Here is a 17,749-nt window from a genome sequence, read left to right on the forward strand (position 1 = left end):
GGTCCTTGTGGGAGCGGGCTTGCTCGCGAAAGCGGTTGCTCAGTCAACATGGAAAGTGACCACCAAACCGTTTTCGCGAGCAAGCCCGCTCCCACAGACAGGCAATTCTATGAGGGACCCTGTAAGGCGATAAGCTGGAATTCCTGTGAATCTTTATTACCGTTCGCGCGATAATCCCTAAGTCGGGGGTCTCAGACCCTGAAACTTCGTGTCACAATTTGCCATCGCACCCGAGAGCACTCCATGGACACCCTGCAAAACATGCGCGCCTTCAGCTACGTGGCCGAAGCGGGCAGCTTCACCGCTGCCGCCGTACAACTCGATACCACGACGGCCAACGTCTCGCGCGCGGTTTCCAACCTGGAAGCCCACCTGCAAACCCGCCTGCTCAACCGCACCACCCGGCGCATCGCCCTGACCGAGGCCGGCAAGCGTTACCTGCTGCGTTGCGAGCAGATCCTGGCGTATGTCGAAGAAGCCGAGGCCGAGGCCAGCGATGCCCATTCGCGCCCGGCCGGCCAGCTCAAGGTGCACACCATGACCGGTATCGGTCAGCACTTCGTCATCGATGCCATCGCCCGCTACCGCAAGACGCATCCCGACGTGACATTCGACCTGACCCTGGCCAACCGCGTGCCGGACCTGCTGGACGAGGGTTACGACGTGTCCATCGTCCTGGCCAGCGAGTTGCCGGACTCGGGGTTTGTTTCCCAGCGCCTGGGCATCACCTACAGCATCGTCTGCGCCTCGCCAGCCTATGTAAAAGCCAACGGCTGTGCGCAAAAGCCCAGCGACCTGCTCAACCATGCCTGCCTGCGCCTGGTCAGCCCGGTGATTCCACTGGAGAAGTGGGCCTTCGACGGCCCGGAAGGCCAGGAGATAGTCACCATCAACAGCTCGCCGTTCCTGGTGAACTCCGCCGACGCGATGAAGACCGCGATCATCAGTGGCATGGGGGTTGGCGTGCTGCCGGTGTACGCCGCGATTGAAGGACTGCGCAACGGCTCGCTGGTGCGCATGATGCCCAACTACCGCTCGCAGGAACTGAACCTGTATGCGATCTACCCGTCGCGCCAGTACCTGGACGCGAAGATCAAGACCTGGGTCGAGTACCTGCGGGGTTCGTTGCCGGAAATCCTCGCGGCGCATCAGGCAGAGTTGGCGGCGTATGAGTTGAGCGGAAGCCTGAGCGGCGCGCGACTGGCCACCTGATTTCGCTCCCGCCCCCCTTGTGGGAGCGAGCCTGCTCGCGATGATCGTCAACGATGACGCTTTCAGTGCTCGTGCGCGTTGTCAGTGGGCTCATCGCGAGCAGGCTCGCTCCCACAGGGGAAAGAATGTTAGCGTGCTTGGCATTCTCCATGCCCGACGAGCCCGCCACCCATGAAAAAGACCGTCCTCGCCTTCAGCCGCATCTCGCCTGAAATGATCGAACACCTCAAGCAGGACTTCGAGGTCATCGTGCCGAACCCCAAGGCCGGTGACATCAATGCGCAATTCAATGAAGCCCTGCCCCACGCCCACGGCCTGATTGGCGTGGGCCGCAAGCTCGGCCGGGCGCAACTGGAGAACGCGAGCAAGCTGCAAGTGGTGTCCAGTGTGTCGGTGGGCTACGACAACTATGACGTCCCGTACTTCAACGAACGCGGGATCATGCTGACCAACACGCCCGATGTGCTCACCGAAAGTACCGCCGACCTGGCCTTCGCCCTGCTCATGAGCAGCGCCCGCCGCGTGGCTGAACTGGATGCCTGGACCAAGGCCGGCCAATGGCAGGCCTCGGTCGGTGCCCCGCTGTTCGGCACCGACGTGCATGGCAAGACCCTGGGCATCGTCGGCATGGGCAACATCGGCGCCGCCGTTGCCCGTCGCGGCCGACTCGGCTTCAACATGCCGATCCTCTACAGCGGCAACAGCCGCAAGAGCGCGCTGGAACAGGAACTCGGCGCGCAGTTTCGCAGCCTTGACGAGTTGCTGGCCGAAGCCGATTTCGTCTGCCTGGTGGTGCCGCTCAGCGAAAAGACCCGGCATCTGATCAGCCATCGCGAACTGGCGCTGATGAAGTCCAGCGCGATTCTGATCAACATAGCCCGTGGTCCGGTGGTGGACGAACCGGCGCTGATCGAGGCGCTGCAAAACAACCGGATTCGCGGCGCCGGCCTGGATGTGTACGAGAAGGAACCCCTCGGCGAATCGCCACTGTTCCAGCTGAAAAACGCCGTGACCTTGCCGCACATCGGCTCGGCGACCCACGAAACCCGTGAAGCCATGGCCAATCGCGCCCTGGCCAACCTGCGCAGTGCGCTGTTGGGTGAACGCCCGCAGGACCTGGTGAACCCGCAAGTCTGGAAAGGCTGATCAACACGGGCAGACGTTGTCGGCGTCTGCCCGTTGCACACCTTGCAATTCAGTCCAGCCCGCAGTCTACGTGTGCTTTCACGTCATCGGCGTCCCGTGTTCAACAGGGATGAATCGAAACACTGGAATGACAGGGAATGGGTTCGATCTGTTGTCGTGTTCATCCTGCCGCTATTGATTTATCTGGTGATGCGGATCGAACGCTGAATCAATGCGCTCGATCCGCCGATGTTCACGCCAGCTTGCCGTTGCCCGGGACCCTTAGCGGACCGGGTTTACGGAACACCAACACGTTGCCCAGCATCACCAGCACCAGCCCGGCCAACGCAGGGGCCGTCCACTGGTAGCCTTCGGCGAACGCCGACACATTGAGTGCCACCACCGGGAACAGCACCGTGCAATAGGCGGCACGTTCGGGGCCCATGCGCCCGACCAGTGTCAGGTAGGCGGTGAAACCGATCACTGAGCCGGGGATGACCAGGTACAGCAACGAGCCGATGTAGCGCGCATTCCATTCCATCTCGAAGGGAATGCCCTTGAACAGGCACCACACCGACAGCATCGCCGCGCCATAGGCCATGCCCCAGGCGTTGGTGGTCAATGGCCTCAGGCCGGCCTTCTGTTGCAGGCTCGACAGCATGTTGCCCGCCGAGAAGCACAGCGTGCCAAGCAGCGCCAGGCCCAGGCCGAGCAAGGTCTGCGGGCTCGCGGTGTGGCCCACCAGTTCCGGCCAGAACAGCAGCCCCAGCCCGAGCAGCCCCGACGCGCCACCCAACAGCACGTTACGCGCGATCTTCTGGCCGAAGAACACCCGCGCATTCAGGGCGTTCCACAACGTGGCCGTGGAAAACACCACCGCCACCAGGCCGCTCGGTATCCACTGGCTCGCGGTCAGGAAACACATGAAGTTGAGGCAGAACAGGCACAACCCCTGCGCCAGGCAGATCAGGTGCCCGCGCCGATTCATCACTTGCAGCTTGCGACTGAGCAGCAACATGACGAACAGCACCAGCGCGGCGAGGCCGAAGCGATAGACGATCGACACCGGTATGGCCACCACGCCCAATTGCCATTTCAGGGCAATCCAGGTGGTGCCCCAGATCAGCACGGTCAGCAGGTACAGCGAAAGGTTCATGGCACACACTCCTCGATAGGCCTCCAGTGTCCCGTGCCCGTTGCCTTCGCACTTGCACAAACTTGCGCTTTTGTCGGCGCACGGGCTGGCAGGCCGGCGTCTACGGAGTAGGATGCAAGGCGTTGGAGAACAGATCATGCCCGCACTGGAATCACTGCAAGTCTTTCAAGCCCTCAACCGCTCGCCCCATGCTCGCCTCGAGCACAGCGCCGAGCTCGGTGACGGCATGGCTGCAGCCTTGTGGAGCAACCACCACGACGCCCAGGATTACCAAGCGCCGGGCCACCACACGCTGTCCTGCTACATCGCCGGCGGCACCGGCACCTTTCGCCGCGACCAGCCCGGCACCAAGGGCGGCCCGGACAAGCTGTGCATCCTGCCCGCCGAGCACCAGTCGGGCTGGGTGATCAACGGCAATATTCGCCTGGCCCACCTGTATTTCAGCGCGCAACAGTTCGCCCTTGGCTGCGTCACGTTACTGGATCGCGAGCCCCGTGAGCTGCAGCTGCGCGAGCGCACCTTCCTCGACGACCCGCAGCAGGCCCGGCGCTTTCGCCAGATGCTCACGCTCAATTGGGATGAACCGGGCGAGCGCCTGCTCACCAGCAGCCTGGCTCACGAAATGCTCAGCCACGTCCTGCTCGGCCAGGTGGGCCTGCGCGACGGCCTGCGGCTCAAGGGTGGATTGGCCGCGCATCAACGCCGGCAGTTGGTGGAATTCATCGACAACCAATTGGCCGAGGCCATCAGCCTGGGGCAACTGGCCGGGTTGTGTGCGCTGTCCGAATATCACTTTGCGCGGATGTTCCGCGAGAGCTTCGGCTTGCCGCCGCACCAATATGTACTGGCGCGGCGACTGGAGCGGGCGCGGGAGTTGTTGCGCAGCACTTCGCAGCCTCTGGGGGAGATCGCGCTGACCTGCGGGTTCGCCAGCGCCAGTCACTTCACCAACCGGTTCCGCCAGGTACTGGGTGGGACGCCCGGGGAGTATCGGCAGGCGTTTTTGCGCTAGCCGAGTTTTTAGCTGCCTGACCGCCCGCCATCGCGAGCAGGCTCGCTCCCACCTTTGCAAGGCTTCTCCCTGTGGGGGCGAGCCTGCTCGCGATAGAAGCGACACGGTCCCGGATCAGAACTCCAAGGTGCTGGACAACGTCACCTGCCGCGAATCCCCCATCGACACAAAGAACCGACTCGCCGCCGACGTGTAGTAAGTACGGTCGAACAGGTTTTTCACGTTGAGCTGAAACTTGACCTTCTGCCCCTCGAGTCTGGTCTCGTAGGTGGCGAACGCGTCGGCCACGGTGTAGCTCGGCAGGTCGAAATCATTCACGGCGTTACCCGCCCGTTCACCGACATAACGCGCGCCCGCGCCGACCCGCAACTGATCGCCGCCAACGAGGGTGCCGAAGTCGTAGACCGCCGACAACGAACCGGAATTCTTTGCCACGTTCTGCAGCGCTTTGCCTTTGTAGGTCGGGTCTTCGGTGACTTCGGCATCGGTGTAGGCATAGCTGCCGATCAGGCTCCAGCGGTCGCTGAGCTGGCCGGACACATCCACTTCCAGGCCACGCGAGCGCACTTCACCCGCTGCACTGTAGAGCGTCACCGGGCCTTCGGAGTTGGCCACCAGCACGTTGCGTTTCTTGATGTCGAACAGCGCGACGTTACCCGTGATGCGCCCCGGCATGTCGAGCTTGGCGCCGATCTCCCAGGACTTGGCTTCTTCCGGCGCCACGCTACCGTCGAGCACCGTGCTGCTGCCACTCAGCGGGGCGATGGTCGAATTGGGCTTGAACGATTCGGTGTAGCTGCCGTAGAACGACAGCTCATCGGTGTAGCGATAGACCAGGCCGGCGCGCGGCACCCACTTCTGGCCATTGCCGTCGGTGTTGGCCTTGAAGGGCACGCCCTTGCCCGCGTACTGGTCATACGTCTGGAAACGCGCGCCAGCGACCAGAATCCATTGGTCGGTGAGGTGGATGGAGTCCTGCATGAACGCTGAATTGCTGCGCAGCTCGTCGGTCTGCGCGCTGTCGGCCGGGCTGACGGTGGTGCCTTCGACTTCGCGGCCGTAGACCGGGTTGAGGTAGCTGAAGGTGGTCAGGCTCTTCTGGCGAATCAGGTCCTCGCGATAGATCTTGCGGTACTCGTCGTCGATGCCGAACACCAGGTCATGTTGCATGCCCAGCGCAGTGACCTTGCCTTCGAAGCTGGCGGTGGTGAAGCGGTCGGTGCTGATCGCGTTCTGGGTGCCGTCCATGCTGCGGGTCAGCGTGCCCTTGTCGGTGTTGATGGCCGTGACGCGCACCTGGCTGGCGTCGTAGGTTTCACGGTTCCAGCTGTAGCCCAGGTGAGCCTTCCAGTTGTCGTTGAGCTCGTGATCGGCTTCGAAATGATAGAGGTCCGAGCGCCCTTCCATGTTGTTGAAGGGCTCGTCGAGCCGCCGGTCGCGGGAGACGTCCAGCGGATGGTTGTCACGCGGGTCGATCAGCGTGCCACGGTCGAACGGGGTCAGGAATTCGCGGTGTTCGTAGGCGAACAACAGCGTGGTGCGCTCGCCGAACCAGGCCAGCGAAGGCGCCACCAGGGACTCGCGGTGGGTGCCGAAGTTGCGCCAGTAATCTTCGTCCTCGTGGTCCAGCACCAGGCGGTACGCCAACCCGGAATCGCCGAGCGCGCCGGTGCTGTCGAGGCCGCCACCGCTGCCGTTCTTGCCGTCGCCATAGGTCGAGCCGCGCAGGGTCAGGGCGTTGTACTGCTGCAGTTCAGGCTTCTTGCTGACCATGTTGACCACACCGCCCGGGTCCTGGATGCCGTAGAGCAACGAGGCCGGCCCCTTGAGCACTTCGACCCGGTCGACCGTGGCGTTCAGGCCACGCCCCTGCACCACCGGCATGCCGTCGCGCATGATCGAACCGTTGCGGTTGTCGCCAAACCCCCGGGTCATCACCGAGTCCTGGGTGCTGCCCAGCGTGTTGCCCTGGGTGATGCCGCTGACGTTGGCCAGCGCATCGTCGAGGTTGCGCGGGGCCTGGTCGCGGATGACCTGGGCCGGGATCACGTTGACGGTCTGGGGCGTTTCCTGGAGCAGGGCCGAGGAGCGCATCACCGAACTGGTGGGTGGCGGCTGGTAGCTCATGGATTGATCCATCACCGAGGTGATGGTGGTGGCGCCCAGGTTCAAGGCGCCTGCAGTCGGCAGCGGTTCCAGTGCCAGGGTGTGGGCGTCGGTGCGGCGGAAGGTGAAATTCGAACCGCTGAGCAAACGCTGCAGCGCCTGTTCGGCACTCATCTGCCCGCTGACCGCCGGTGCGGTGAGACCATAGGGGGCTTCATCGGTGTAGACCACGCTGAGGCCGGTGATCCGGCTGAAGTCGCTCAGGGCCTGGGGCAACGGTTTGGCGGCCATTGCGAAACGAAACTGCGCCTGCTGCTGCGCCGTGCCGGACTCGGCAGCCAGTGCCACGCTCAACGGCAGCAACGCCAACGCCGAAATACCCAGTGCCGAAGCACCCAACCACTGTTTGACCGAACCGGATTTTGCCCTGGACTTCATTGCTCAATGACCTGTGTAGAACCGCTACGGATGCGAATGACTCGCAGTTTCAGTCACTACACGGATGGGGTTCGGGTTTACCTCACTGGATTTTTGAAATTATTTTTAGTTGCGTAATGGGGGGGTTGTTCTGGCCCCATCGCGAGCAGGCTCGCTCCCACAGTGATCGGTGGGGTTCGCAAAACCTGTGGGAGCGAGCCTGCTCGCGATGGGGCCGGCTGCCTCACCGCAAAATAATCAGACTCCCCAGAGAATCCCGCTCAAACCCCATCACCCCCTGCAAGGACCCCAGCACCGCCTGCGGATCCTTGCTCGGAAAACTGCCACTGACTCGACGCGCCGCCAGTTGATCATTGAGCAGCACAATCCTGCCCGGGTAGTAGCGCTGCAAATCCCCCACCACCTCGGCCAGGGTCGCCTTGTAGTAGTTGAGCCAGCCCTGGCGCCACGCCAACTGCGCCTCGCTGTCCACAGCGTGAAGTTTTTCCGCGACGCCGTTGCCGTAAGCCACTTGCTGGCCAGCGCCCAGGACTTGCTGTTCAGCGTGCCTGTGCGCCGTCACGCCCACCCGCCCGGACAACACCGTGACCTGGGCGCCGTGGTCCTGCAGGCGCACTTCGAATTGCGTGCCCAGCACCCGCGCCTGGCCCTTTTCAGCGTCGACCACGAACGGCGCACCGGTGTGCGTCACGCTGAAAAAGCCCGCGCCGCGACGCAACTGCACATGGCGTTCGCCGGCACTGAAATCCACTGCGATGGCGCTGTCCGCGTCGAGGGTCACCCGGGATTGATCGGCCAGTGTCACGGTGCGGATTTCACCCGGCGCCGACACGTAGTCAGCCCCCAGGTCATCGACCCAGCGCAACGGCTGCCAGCCGGCACCGAGGCTGATCATCAACATCAGGCAGGCCGCCATCGCCAGCGCCCCGCCCACGCGTCGAATGCTCGGGCGACGAGGCGCATTCATCACGTTGAGGTAGCGCTGCAAGGCCAAGGCGTCTTCATCGGCCAGGGTGCGCGCCGGCCCCTCGCTCAACTCCCACACCACCTGCGCCCGGGCGTAGGCCTCGGCATGGGCCGGATCGGCTTGCAGCCATTGGCTGAACGTTGCCTGGTCACCGCTGCTGGGTTGATCGTGCAACAGGCTCAGCCAGGCGAAAGCAGCCTGCTCCTGGGCGGGCGTCGGGGTGACGTGATCAAGCTGGTTCACGGGGCTTTCCTTGGCGTGCGCGGTTCTTGGTCCCGTAGGCTGGCCTTGCAGGCGTCGAGGGCGCGCATCATATGTTTTTCCACGGCGCTTTGGGACAAGCCCATTGCCTTGGCTATCTCGGCGTACTTGCGTCCATGGATGCGATTGAGCAGGAAAATCTGCCGCGTACGCTCGGGCAATGCGCGCAACGCCGCTTCGACATGGCGCAAATCATTGCCGGCCTCCAGCGCCGCCTGCGGTTCGCTGCCGTGGCTGTCCGGTTCATCCGGTTGCCAGCCCTCGTTGACCCGGACCCGCGTGCCTTCGCTGCGCAAATGATCGATGGCGATGTTGCCGGCGCAGCGCAACAGGTAGGTGCTGAGCTCTTCGACCTGCACCAGCGGCCGCCGCCAGAAGCGCAGAAACAGATCCTGCACCAGGTCCGCCGCCGTCGCCCGACAGCCCACGCGACGGTTCACCAACGCCTCCATTTGCGAGCGCTGGGACAGAAACACCTTGAGGAAATGCGCACGGGCGCCGTGCGGTTCGTCGTCACGGGCGTCCGGAGGCGTACTGATCATCGATGTCTACTGCGCCAAAACGGCAACGGGACTGGCGAGCAGACTCAGGCCAGCCAGCGACAGGGCCAGGCGTGGCCGGTACGGGATCAACAGCACCAGCAGCAACGCACTGAGCATCAACACCGCACACCACTGCACCAGCCCCAGCCCCCAACCGGAGGACGCCACCGCCGGCCACAACGCCAAGGCCAGCAACAATCCGCCGCCGAGCCTCAGGCCCTGACGACGGCGCGGGGACGATCGACGGCCCAACAGTTCGACATGGTGACGATCCATCGCCAGACACAGGGCGGTAAAACCCACATAACAGAGCAACAGGGCGAGCAGCATTCAGTGCGCCTCCTGCTCAAGGGTGATCGGTTGTGCGCGCACCCGGATCACGCGTTCCGCCTGTGCGGCGCGCTGCATTTTCCAGGCAGCCCAGGTAAAGAACACACCCGTGGCCAGGCAGGTCAGATCGAAACCGGCCATGGCCCAATCGCCCTGTGCCAGGCTGGCGCCCAGGTGATACGGCGTAGTCAGGGCGTTCAACAGCGGTACCGCGCCAAACAGCACCGCCGCCAGCGCCAACTGCTCGACCCAGGCCCGACGGCCACGGCGCACCACGGCGTGCAGCACACTCAAGCCCCAGACGATGAAGAAAGCGTTCACCTCCCACGCCGCACGCCCAGCCAGATCCAGCGGCAACAGACGATTGGCCCAGAAAAATGCCGCCACCGCGACCATCAGCCCGGACATGCCAGCGATGTTCAGCACCTCCACCAGCCGCAACTCGAACGGCATCGCCGCGCTCTTGGCATGTTTGAGCTGACGCTTGCCCAGCCAGACCACCAGCCCGGTGCCGATCATCGCCGTGCCCGCCAAACCGAAAACGAAGTACAGCCAGCGCAGCACCGGGCCCGCGAAATGGCCCATGTGCAAACCGTAGAAACTGCCGGCAATCGCCCTCGGCAGCGACGGCTCCGGGGTCGTGCCAAGCAACTGCCCGGTGACGCCATTGAAGGTCACCGCGCTGCCGAAGTCATGCACCACGCGATCGGCACCGTCACGCACCAGCACCACCGAGGCGTTCGCGTCCCCCGGATTGTTCACCGTAAGACGCCCGGTCCGCCCCCCTCCCCATTGCTCGCGAGCCTTGTCCAGCAGCGGAGCCAACGGCGCCAGCGCGGCGGGCTGACCTGACAGCTCAGGCGTCGTCGAAGCCGGGAACACCTCGTCGAAGAACCCCCGAACATCGCCTTTGTAAGAGGCCAGAATACTGGCCGGCATCACCATCGACATGAAGATCACCAGGCTGCTGTAGGTGATCATCAAATGGAACGGCAGCACCAGCACGGCCGCCGCGTTATGGCCATCGAGCCAGGAACGCTGGCCCTTGCGCGGGCGGAAGGTGAAGAAGTCCTTGAAGATTTTCTTGTGAGTGATGATCCCGCTGATCAGCGCGACAAACATCACCATCGCCGCGATGGTCGACAGCCAGCGGCCCCACGGATAAGGCATTTGCAGCTGGAAGTGGAAGCGATAGAAGAACTCGCCGCCGCTGGTCTCCCGGCCTTGCACTTCGGCACCGGTTTGCGGGTCGAGGCGTTTTTCCGTGAACTGGCCACGCTCGCCGCGCTTGGCGGGCGTCTGTTGCCAGCGGACCGACAGGCCGGGTTCGCGGGCATTCGGCAGCTCGATCAACCAGCGCGAGGCGCCGGCCGCGTGTTGCTCCAGGTAGTTTTGCGCCACGTTCAGACTGGCTTCGGAACTCACCGAACGGGCCGGGATTTCCGGCTGCATCCAGTGGCTGGTTTCATCCTTGAAGTAGGCGAGCGTGCCGGTCAGGAAAATCGCGAACAGCAACCAGCCGAAGGTCAGGCCGGCCCAGGTGTGCAGCCAGGCCATCGCCTGACGAAAACCCTCTTTCATGAGCGCCCCACCCAATACGCCAACCCCGACACCGCCGCCAGCAGCAGGCCCGGCACGATCAATCCAAGCCAGGCCCGACCTGCCGTGCGACAGGCGAAACACCAGATCACCGCGCCAAGGTAAGCCAGGAACGAGGCCATCATGCCGGTGACCACCGCGTCCGCCCGGGCCATGGGCACCCACGAACTCAGGCTGACGCTGGCCAGCGCTGCGACGATGTAGCCGCCCAACACGGCGGCCAGCACCCGTGAGGCAACGGCCAGCCGATAGGACACGGGGAGCGAACGGGTTTTGCCTTTCATGTTCAGACCTGGAGATGCTCGGAAGCGAATTCACCGCCGGCCCTGCGGGCCAGTCAGGCTGCAATATTAATGATAAATATTCTCATACGCAAAACAGATCCGATTGCCTGATGAAAATTGATGCACAACAAAGCAACCCATCACCCTGGAGCGGGCACAAAAAAACGGGCCTGCATCAGCAGGCCCGTTTTCAGTGGTGGACAGTAACAGGCGAATCAGGCATCAGCCGTTTTGTGCAGCCTGTTCGTTTTCGAGAAATTCATCTTCGAGCAGCGCATCGGCGGTGCCCCTGTCGAACGGCACTACTGCGGCACGTGGCTTGCCTCGCAGTTTGCCGAACAGGTGCTCCAGCGCGTGTTCGAGTTTCTCCGCCGCACCGTCGATCGCTTGCTCCAGGGTGTCGGCTTTGTGAGTGACGGAAACTGGTTGATGGCCTTTTGGCCGCGCCTCCAGCTGGCAGCGCAAATCGTGGGGACCCGGCTTGTCGCCGTTCTCGTCCCGCAGGTGAACCTCGACGCGTGTCAGGTCCTCTTCATATCGTTCGAGCGTGCTCTCAATGGTAGTACGTACCCACTCCTCCAGTCGGATGCTGCTTTGAATATGGTTATCGCTGTTGACTTGGATTTGCATAGTTCATCCCTTATTTCAGCTAGCTCGCGAGAGGCCCCTTCGGCTGGCCCTTGGGCGTCGTCACCGTGACCTCTTGCTTACACAATCGGTCTGCGCGCCGAACAATTCAACCCCTAAAAAAAGATAAATATTCATTCGCAAAAAAAGCCGGACAATGGGTAAAAGCGCTGGTAAGGTCGGGAGTTGGGTCGCTTCGCTTCCCTGTCATAATTGCTCACATCTGCCGCTCCTTCAGCGCTCATCAAACCTCCTCCATGCCCTGAATCGGGCAATCAATCCGAAGACATTTCGACGGCAATTTCCGTTTGCGATGAACGGTTGCGGCTTGCGTTCAGCCCGCTGTACCGAGTGGTTCTCGCGTTTTTCGCCAGCGAGCTCGCTCCTGCCGGAGAAGCGGCGCTTGCGATGGGCATGCCGCTTGCAACGTGCCCAGTGGTCCGGAGTTGCGAACCAACCCGATCGTGGCCGGTCAACAACTGCACGTTCAATCAGGCGGTGACGCATCATGGACAACCCTTTTCAGATCATTACCGATGCCTTCGCACCGGACTACCAGATCAACCTGAGCATTCAGGGGCTTGATGGCAGCATCATGCTGACCCTGTCCAACAGCGGTCGAATCGTGGCCAAGCGAATGATCAGCAGCGAACAGCGCAACGACCCCAAGCGCCTCAAGCGCCTGGTGCAAAGCATCCAGTTCGGCATTGCCATCGAGCAGGGTCATAGCGCCATGACCATCCTCGAAGCCATGACCGACGGCGACAGCCGCACCCTGCCGCCACCGCCCGCCAAGGGGCAGCAACGGCCGGACCTGCGCCTTTAGAGTTCGCCCTTCTCCACCTCGGGATGTTCGGCGGAACCCGCACCGATCTTGCGTTGCGGGTGGTCGATCTTAACCGAGGGGAACTGCGACGAGGCGTAACGCACCACCAGGATCGCAAACGCCAGCAGCAGAATGCCGCCACACAGGTAGATGATGCCGAGGTCGGGCGGGTTATGGTGCGAGACGTTGGAGATCAACAGGCGGGTCAACGCCGTGATTGCCACGTAGATCAGGAAACGCACCGGCATGTGATTGGTCTTGAAGTAAATCCCGACCATCGCCCCCAGCTCCAGATAGATGAACAGCAGCAGGATGTCGTCGATCTTGATGTGGCCCTTGTCGAGCATTCCCAGGAATTCCATCACCGCCGCCCAGGCGGTCACCGCACCAATGGCGAACAGCGCCAGGTAGTGGAAGCTCTCGACAAACAGATTGCCCAGTGACTCGGCCAGTTCATGCACGTTCTGCCGCAGGTTTTCGGCCCAGTTGATTTTCACGATGATTCTTCCTTAGCTCGGTTCGAGCGGATGATGCGGGTTGGACGTGACGGTTGTTCTGCATGCAGAAAAAAGGCCAGGGGCGCCAGCAACATGATGGCGAGCGCCCCGAAAACGCGCGCCGTGGCGTTTGGTCGCACCTGACAGGGATGCTGACAAATCCTGATTCCGGTCTACATTAAAAAGCCACTACCCAAAGCGCAGGGATTCGCTTATCCTTTTCGCTGTATATAAATACAGTGGTCGAAACAGACAACTATCGTGAAGGCATGTGAGGTGGTGAATGGCCGTCGAAGTGGTATACCGCAGCAGCCGAGATCTGGAGCGCTTGTTCATGGATAAAGCCGAAGCTGACCGTCATGACAAAATGCTCGAACTGGCCGAATTGCTGGCTGAAGTGCTGCAAAAAGCCGTCCCGTCCCTGAGCGAACAGCAGGTGGACGAGGTCGGGATCTACATGGCGAAGAACCGCGAGGTATTTGCCAAGGCGTTCAAGAGCCAGCCGGACGCCCTGTCCGAACTGATTCATGCGCCGGTTGAAGTTGCCGAAGAACAGGCCCCGGCCGTTGAAGAGGCGCAAGCACCTGCGCCGGCCAAGCCGGCCAAGGCCGCTAAAACAGCGAAGTAGGCCCCCGGATTGAACAGGCCCTGAGTCGAATGGCTCAGGGCCTTTTTCATGCCCGGGATAAAGGCGAGCTATCAGCGGTACAGGACTTTCTCTGCCAATTCGTCCGCCACCCGCGCCGGAGAGCGTTTTTCCGCCTGGGCATGAGCGAACACTTCGGTCAGCCGCGAACTGATTTTCGACAGGTGGGCCGTGATGGTCGCCAGCTCTTCGCCCCGGTGCTTGAGCGACACGTAGATCAGCCCGCCGGAGTTGATCACGTAATCCGGCGCATAGAGGATGCCCCGCCGCTCCAGTTGATCGGCGACGTCCAGATGGGTCAGTTGATTGTTCGCCGAGCCGGCCACCGCCGAGCAACGCAGTTGCGACACGCTGTGGCTGCTGAGCACGCCACCGAGGCCGCATGGCGCAAGAATGTCGCACGGGGTGCTGAGCAATGCGTCGTTGGCAATCGGATGGGCGTTGAGCTGCTCCATCGCCAGTTGTACCTTGCCTTGATCGATGTCGCTGACCAACAGTTCGGCGCCCACGGCGTGCAGCTGTTCGGCCAACGCGTAACCCACATTGCCCAGGCCCTGGATGGCCACGCGCAGACCTTCAAGGTTATCGCTGCCCAGGCGGGCCATGGCCGTGGCGCGGATGCCGGTGAACACGCCCATCGCCGCGTGGGGCGCCGGGTCGCCGGCCGAGGTGGTACTGGTGACATGCTGGGTCTGCTGGGCGATGCAGTCCATGTCCGCCACCGAGGTGCCGCTGTCGATCGCGGTAATGTAGCGACCGTCGAGCTGATTGATGCAGCGGCCGAACGCCTCGAACAGCGCGGCGCGATTTTCCACGTGAACCGGACGGACAATCACCGCCACGCCGCCGCCCTGCGCGAGCCCCGCCAGCGCCGCCTTGTAGCTCATGCCCCGGGCAAGGCGAATTGCATCCTCGACCGCTGAATCGTCGCTGGGATAGGCCAGGTAACGACAACCTCCCAGGGCGGGCCCCAGACGGCTGTTATGGATGGCAATGACCGCCTTCAACCCGGTGACCGGGTCGACGCTCAGATGCAGCGATTCAAGGCGAGTGCTTTGCATGAGAGCGAACATCGTAAGGGCTCCCGAATCACTTCTTGTAGTCGCCAGTATAGGCTCGCGCCCAAAAATTGCTGAAGCACGCCGGAATAAGCAGCGACGCTATTCGGGGTTTCGGACATAACCAGGCCTGCCACTGGACGAATGTCGGCGACGGGGCTAAAACGAGGCATTCACCGGAGATTCTGATGACGCCGCGCCAACACTTCTTCGATTGCCTGCAACGATCACCGCCCGCGCTGTTCGAGGCAGCGCTGTGGATCGCCGTCGAACACGACAGGGAAGTGGATCCGGCGACGGTGCTGGCCAACCTGCGGGACCTGCAACAGCGCGTCAGTCATGGCCTGCCGATGCTGTCCGTGAGCGAGCTGGCGCAACCGTTGTTGCGCCGCCTGAATGACCTGGGCTTCGCCCAGGACGACTTCACCCCCTTGCGCCCGCAAGCTGCATTGCTCGACAAGGTGCTGGAGCGCCGGCGCGGCCAACCCCTGGCCCTGGGGCTGATTGCGCTGGAACTGGCCAGGGGCCTGGAAATCCCCATGGTGGGCGTCAACTTTCCGGGGCATTTCCTGTTGCGGGTGCCAGGGGCCGACCACCTGCTCGACCCGTGCGGCGGACGCCGGCTGTACCCCAACGATTGCCGCGAACTGCTGCAACGCCAATACGGCCCGAACCTGAAGCTCAGCGCCGAGCACCTGCTCACCGCCGAACCCAGGCAAATGCTGCAGCGGCTGTCGCGCAACCTGCGCCAGCTGTACCTTTCCCACGACGACTACATCAGTGCGCTGGTCGACGCCGAGCGTGTGCTGGAGCTGGGCAATGGCACGACGGCCGACTACCTGGCCCGTGCCAGTCTTTACCAGCGGCTGGACTGCCCGAACGCCGAGCGCTTCGACCTGGAGCATGCCCTGCTGCTCACCGACGACCCGATCCAGCGGATTCGCCTGACCGAACGGCTGGGGCATTTGCCGCCCAACTCGATCGTCCACTGACCCCAAACCCCTGTGGGAGCGAGCCTGCTCGCGATGGCGGCGTATCAGGCACCATGGATGTTGACTGAGCGGGCCTCATCGCGAGCCGGCTCGCTCCCACAATCTCGTGCGTGTGCCTCAAGGTGTGTCCGGCTGATTCGATGGGTGAGCCTTGATAAACGCGGGATGCTGCGCCGCCAGCTCCGCCACCCGACGAATCCGTGGGTACGCCTCCAGCGAAACCTTGAAGCGCTCGGCGGCGTAAAGCTGCGCAATCAGATACACGTCCGCCAGGCCCGGCTTCTCGCCAAAGCAAAAACCTTCATCGCCAATCAACTGCTCGACCGTCGCCAGACCCTGGCCGATCCAGTGACCGATCCACTCGCTCACCTGTGTTTCATCGTGCCCCCACTGGCGCAGGCGGTTGAGCACACTGACGTTGTGCAGCGGATGTACGTCGCAACCGATGACCGCCGCCACACCGCGCTCACGGGCGCGGGCAGCGAGGCTTTTCGACAGCAGCGGCACCTGTGGATAACGTTCTTCCAGGTACTCGATGATCGCCGGTGACTGGATCAGCAGCGCCCCCTCTTCGGTGCGCAAGGCCGGCACCCGGCCTTGTGGGTTGATGCTCAGGTAAGGCGCCTGGCGATGCTCGCCGCCGGGCGGTGCGACGAGATTGATTGGCAATGCCTGGTAATCCAGCCCCTTGAGCGCCAGCGCAATCCGCACCCGATAGGACGAAGTCGAACGGTAGTAGGTGTAGAGCTCCATACCTCGCTCCTCTCAACGCGCCGACAGCACTTTGCCACGGCATTCACCGAAACCGATGGAGGCAAAGCCGTCGCGACGGCAGCGCGCGCGCAGGATGATTTCGTCGCCGTCCTCCAGGAACTTGCGCACTTCGCCAGAGGCCAGTTCGATCGGCTTTTTACCGCCTTCGGTGATTTCCAGCAGACTGCCGAACTGGCCGCTTTCCGGCCCCGACAACGTGCCCGAACCGAACAGGTCGCCGGCCTGCAACTGGCAGCCGTTGACGCTGTGGTGCGCGACCATCTGCGCCACGGTCCAGTACATGTATTGGGTGTTGCTCAGGGTCAGGCGATGGGCCGGCAAATTCTGCTCGCGCAGGCCTTCGGTGATCAGCAGCACTTCCAGCTCGATGTCGAAAGCGCCTGCGGCCTGGTCGCGGCTGTCGAACAGGTAAGGCAGCGGCTGCGGGTCGCCTTCGGGTCGCGCCGCTTGCGCACGGCGGAACGGCTCCAGCGCTTCGGCGGTCACCACCCACGGCGAAACGCTGGTGATGAAACTCTTGGACAGGAACGGTCCCAGCGGCTGGTACTCCCAGGCCTGGATGTCCCGCGCCGACCAGTCGTTGAGCAGGCAGAAGCCGGCGATGTGGTCGCCAGCCTCGGCAATGCCAATCGACTCGCCCATCGCATTGCCCTGGCCGATCCAGATGCCCAGCTCCAGCTCGTAGTCCAGGCGTGCACACGGGCCGAACGTTGGCTCGGTCTGACCGGCCGGCAGGGTCTGGCCCTTGGGACGACGCACGTCGGTACCGGAGGGGCGAACGGTCGAGGCCCGACCGTGATAACCAATCGGCACGTGCTTGTAATTCGGCAGCAGGGGGTTATCGGGGCGGAACAACTTGCCGACGTTTTGCGCGTGCTCGATGCCGACATAGAAGTCGGTGTAGTCGCCGATCCTGGCCGGCAGGTGCATCTCGCAGTGGGCCGCCAGCGGCAGCAGTTTTGCGCCCTGGGCTTCGATCTTGCCGTGCAGGGTGCTGCCTTCCCTGAGCAGCTCGATCAAGCGTTCACGCAAGGCAATGCGTGCGTCGCGGCCCAGTTCGAAAAAGGCATTGAGCTGACCGCCACGGGTGGCTTGCACGGCGGCTTTCGCAGCGCCTTCGAACAGGCCGGCCTCCAGTGCCGCTTCCAGATCGAAGATATGCTCACCGATGGCGACGCCGCTGCGTGGCGCCGAACCTTGCACGCTGAACACGCCCAGCGGCAGGTTCTGCAGGGGGAAATCCTCATGACCGTTGGCGGAGGCTACCCAGCTGCGAGTGATGGAAGTCTGAGTCATG

At 62.9% G+C, this 17,749-nt stretch carries 17 protein-coding genes and 1 pseudogene; 6 read left to right on the top strand and 12 right to left on the bottom strand.

Features of this window, described 5'->3' with window-relative positions; translation table 11 throughout:
- Positions 1-243 precede the first annotated feature (243 nt).
- Together ACM6IM_RS26570 and ACM6IM_RS26575 are read left to right on the top strand one after the other, a co-directional pair.
- The gene (locus tag ACM6IM_RS26570; RefSeq protein ID WP_192309853.1) at positions 244-1,212 is read left to right on the top strand and encodes a LysR family transcriptional regulator; all 969 of its coding nucleotides are present in this window, start codon (positions 244-246) and stop codon (positions 1,210-1,212) included.
- A 171-nt stretch (positions 1,213-1,383) separates the two neighbouring features.
- Positions 1,384-2,358 carry a 2-hydroxyacid dehydrogenase gene (locus ACM6IM_RS26575; RefSeq protein ID WP_201194768.1) on the top strand — a complete coding sequence of 325 codons (975 nt, stop codon included), beginning with the start codon at positions 1,384-1,386 and terminating at the stop codon, positions 2,356-2,358.
- 232 nt (positions 2,359-2,590) lie between these two features.
- On the opposite strand, the gene ACM6IM_RS26580 is transcribed toward ACM6IM_RS26575, so the two are convergent.
- Positions 2,591-3,493 carry a DMT family transporter gene (locus ACM6IM_RS26580; RefSeq protein WP_192309849.1) on the bottom strand — a complete coding sequence of 301 codons (903 nt, stop codon included), beginning with the start codon at positions 3,491-3,493 and terminating at the stop codon, positions 2,591-2,593.
- Positions 3,494-3,629: 136 nt separating this feature from the next.
- Between ACM6IM_RS26580 and ACM6IM_RS26585 the strand changes: the two genes are divergently transcribed.
- Positions 3,630-4,505, top strand: coding sequence for a helix-turn-helix domain-containing protein (locus tag ACM6IM_RS26585; protein WP_414866741.1), 876 nt, complete (start codon positions 3,630-3,632; stop codon positions 4,503-4,505).
- A gap of 114 nt (positions 4,506-4,619) precedes the next feature.
- On the opposite strand, the gene ACM6IM_RS26590 is transcribed toward ACM6IM_RS26585, so the two are convergent.
- The 7 genes from ACM6IM_RS26590 to ACM6IM_RS26620 all read right to left on the bottom strand — a co-directional run bounded on the left by ACM6IM_RS26590 (position 4,620) and on the right by ACM6IM_RS26620 (position 11,662).
- A complete protein-coding gene (locus ACM6IM_RS26590) occupies positions 4,620-7,049 on the bottom strand; it encodes a TonB-dependent siderophore receptor (RefSeq protein WP_414866742.1) in 2,430 nt (809 codons plus the stop codon).
- Positions 7,050-7,272: 223 nt separating this feature from the next.
- On the bottom strand, positions 7,273-8,259 hold the full coding sequence (locus tag ACM6IM_RS26595; RefSeq protein WP_414866743.1) for a FecR family protein: 987 nt from the start codon (positions 8,257-8,259) through the stop codon (positions 7,273-7,275).
- Positions 8,256-8,819: an RNA polymerase sigma factor gene (locus ACM6IM_RS26600; protein WP_201194755.1), complete on the bottom strand. Its 564-nt coding sequence runs from the start codon at positions 8,817-8,819 to the stop codon at positions 8,256-8,258. The genes ACM6IM_RS26595 and ACM6IM_RS26600 overlap by 4 nt, the downstream gene beginning before the upstream one ends.
- Positions 8,820-8,825: 6 nt before the next feature.
- Positions 8,826-9,149 carry a DUF3325 domain-containing protein gene (locus tag ACM6IM_RS26605; RefSeq protein WP_201194753.1) on the bottom strand — a complete coding sequence of 108 codons (324 nt, stop codon included), beginning with the start codon at positions 9,147-9,149 and terminating at the stop codon, positions 8,826-8,828.
- On the bottom strand, positions 9,150-10,730 hold the full coding sequence (locus ACM6IM_RS26610) for a PepSY-associated TM helix domain-containing protein (protein WP_414866744.1): 1,581 nt from the start codon (positions 10,728-10,730) through the stop codon (positions 9,150-9,152).
- Positions 10,727-11,032 (bottom strand): DUF3649 domain-containing protein, encoded by a 306-nt coding sequence (locus tag ACM6IM_RS26615; protein ID WP_414866745.1) that lies wholly within the window; start codon positions 11,030-11,032, stop codon positions 10,727-10,729. Before ACM6IM_RS26615 ends, ACM6IM_RS26610 begins: the two co-directional genes overlap by 4 nt.
- 222 nt (positions 11,033-11,254) lie before the next feature.
- On the bottom strand, positions 11,255-11,662 hold the full coding sequence (locus ACM6IM_RS26620) for an HPF/RaiA family ribosome-associated protein (protein WP_192309826.1): 408 nt from the start codon (positions 11,660-11,662) through the stop codon (positions 11,255-11,257).
- Between the two features lie 505 nt (positions 11,663-12,167).
- On the opposite strand from ACM6IM_RS26620, the gene ACM6IM_RS26625 reads away from it, so the two are divergent.
- The gene (locus tag ACM6IM_RS26625) at positions 12,168-12,485 is read left to right on the top strand and encodes a DUF3509 domain-containing protein (RefSeq protein WP_192309825.1); all 318 of its coding nucleotides are present in this window, start codon (positions 12,168-12,170) and stop codon (positions 12,483-12,485) included.
- On the opposite strand, the gene ACM6IM_RS26630 is transcribed toward ACM6IM_RS26625, so the two are convergent.
- Positions 12,482-12,982: a phosphate-starvation-inducible protein PsiE gene (locus ACM6IM_RS26630; protein WP_192309824.1), complete on the bottom strand. Its 501-nt coding sequence runs from the start codon at positions 12,980-12,982 to the stop codon at positions 12,482-12,484. The genes ACM6IM_RS26625 and ACM6IM_RS26630 overlap by 4 nt on opposite strands.
- A 283-nt stretch (positions 12,983-13,265) precedes the next feature.
- Here ACM6IM_RS26630 and ACM6IM_RS26635 point away from each other — a divergent pair.
- A pseudogene (locus ACM6IM_RS26635) lies at positions 13,266-13,505 on the top strand (YebG family protein); the annotation flags it as partial.
- Between the two features lie 176 nt (positions 13,506-13,681).
- Here the strand turns inward: ACM6IM_RS26635 and ACM6IM_RS26640 are convergent.
- On the bottom strand, positions 13,682-14,701 hold the full coding sequence (locus ACM6IM_RS26640) for a Glu/Leu/Phe/Val dehydrogenase family protein (RefSeq protein ID WP_201194743.1): 1,020 nt from the start codon (positions 14,699-14,701) through the stop codon (positions 13,682-13,684).
- A gap of 173 nt (positions 14,702-14,874) precedes the next feature.
- Here ACM6IM_RS26640 and ACM6IM_RS26645 point away from each other — a divergent pair, with 173 nt between their 5' ends.
- Positions 14,875-15,678: a SirB1 family protein gene (locus ACM6IM_RS26645; RefSeq protein WP_414866746.1), complete on the top strand. Its 804-nt coding sequence runs from the start codon at positions 14,875-14,877 to the stop codon at positions 15,676-15,678.
- Positions 15,679-15,795: 117 nt separating this feature from the next.
- Here ACM6IM_RS26645 and maiA read toward each other — a convergent pair whose 3' ends face one another.
- Both maiA and fahA read right to left on the bottom strand, forming a co-directional pair.
- Positions 15,796-16,431 (bottom strand): maleylacetoacetate isomerase, encoded by a 636-nt coding sequence (gene maiA / locus ACM6IM_RS26650; RefSeq protein ID WP_414866747.1) that lies wholly within the window; start codon positions 16,429-16,431, stop codon positions 15,796-15,798.
- A 12-nt stretch (positions 16,432-16,443) separates the two neighbouring features.
- Positions 16,444-17,748, bottom strand: a complete 1,305-nt coding sequence (fahA, locus tag ACM6IM_RS26655; RefSeq protein WP_414866748.1) for a fumarylacetoacetase — start codon at positions 17,746-17,748, stop codon at positions 16,444-16,446.
- Between the last annotated feature and the right edge of the window lies 1 nt (position 17,749).

The organism is Pseudomonas sp. IT-P12, from assembly GCF_949767465.1.
In the GTDB taxonomy this organism is placed as follows: Bacteria; Pseudomonadota; Gammaproteobacteria; order Pseudomonadales; family Pseudomonadaceae; genus Aquipseudomonas.

Coding starts and splice junctions, on each gene's coding strand:
- ACM6IM_RS26615 (WP_414866745.1), bottom strand. CDS start 11,032: ATGAAAGGCAAAACCCGTTCGCTCCCCGTGTCCTATCGGCTGGCCGTT.
- ACM6IM_RS26580 (WP_192309849.1), bottom strand. CDS start 3,493: ATGAACCTTTCGCTGTACCTGCTGACCGTGCTGATCTGGGGCACCACC.
- ACM6IM_RS26645 (WP_414866746.1), top strand. CDS start 14,875: ATGACGCCGCGCCAACACTTCTTCGATTGCCTGCAACGATCACCGCCC.
- ACM6IM_RS26610 (WP_414866744.1), bottom strand. CDS start 10,730: ATGAAAGAGGGTTTTCGTCAGGCGATGGCCTGGCTGCACACCTGGGCC.
- ACM6IM_RS26585 (WP_414866741.1), top strand. CDS start 3,630: ATGCCCGCACTGGAATCACTGCAAGTCTTTCAAGCCCTCAACCGCTCG.
- ACM6IM_RS26600 (WP_201194755.1), bottom strand. CDS start 8,819: ATGATCAGTACGCCTCCGGACGCCCGTGACGACGAACCGCACGGCGCC.
- ACM6IM_RS26605 (WP_201194753.1), bottom strand. CDS start 9,149: ATGCTGCTCGCCCTGTTGCTCTGTTATGTGGGTTTTACCGCCCTGTGT.
- fahA (WP_414866748.1), bottom strand. CDS start 17,748: ATGACTCAGACTTCCATCACTCGCAGCTGGGTAGCCTCCGCCAACGGT.
- ACM6IM_RS26625 (WP_192309825.1), top strand. CDS start 12,168: ATGGACAACCCTTTTCAGATCATTACCGATGCCTTCGCACCGGACTAC.
- ACM6IM_RS26640 (WP_201194743.1), bottom strand. CDS start 14,701: ATGTTCGCTCTCATGCAAAGCACTCGCCTTGAATCGCTGCATCTGAGC.
- ACM6IM_RS26570 (WP_192309853.1), top strand. CDS start 244: ATGGACACCCTGCAAAACATGCGCGCCTTCAGCTACGTGGCCGAAGCG.
- ACM6IM_RS26590 (WP_414866742.1), bottom strand. CDS start 7,049: ATGAAGTCCAGGGCAAAATCCGGTTCGGTCAAACAGTGGTTGGGTGCT.
- ACM6IM_RS26575 (WP_201194768.1), top strand. CDS start 1,384: ATGAAAAAGACCGTCCTCGCCTTCAGCCGCATCTCGCCTGAAATGATC.
- maiA (WP_414866747.1), bottom strand. CDS start 16,431: ATGGAGCTCTACACCTACTACCGTTCGACTTCGTCCTATCGGGTGCGG.
- ACM6IM_RS26620 (WP_192309826.1), bottom strand. CDS start 11,662: ATGCAAATCCAAGTCAACAGCGATAACCATATTCAAAGCAGCATCCGA.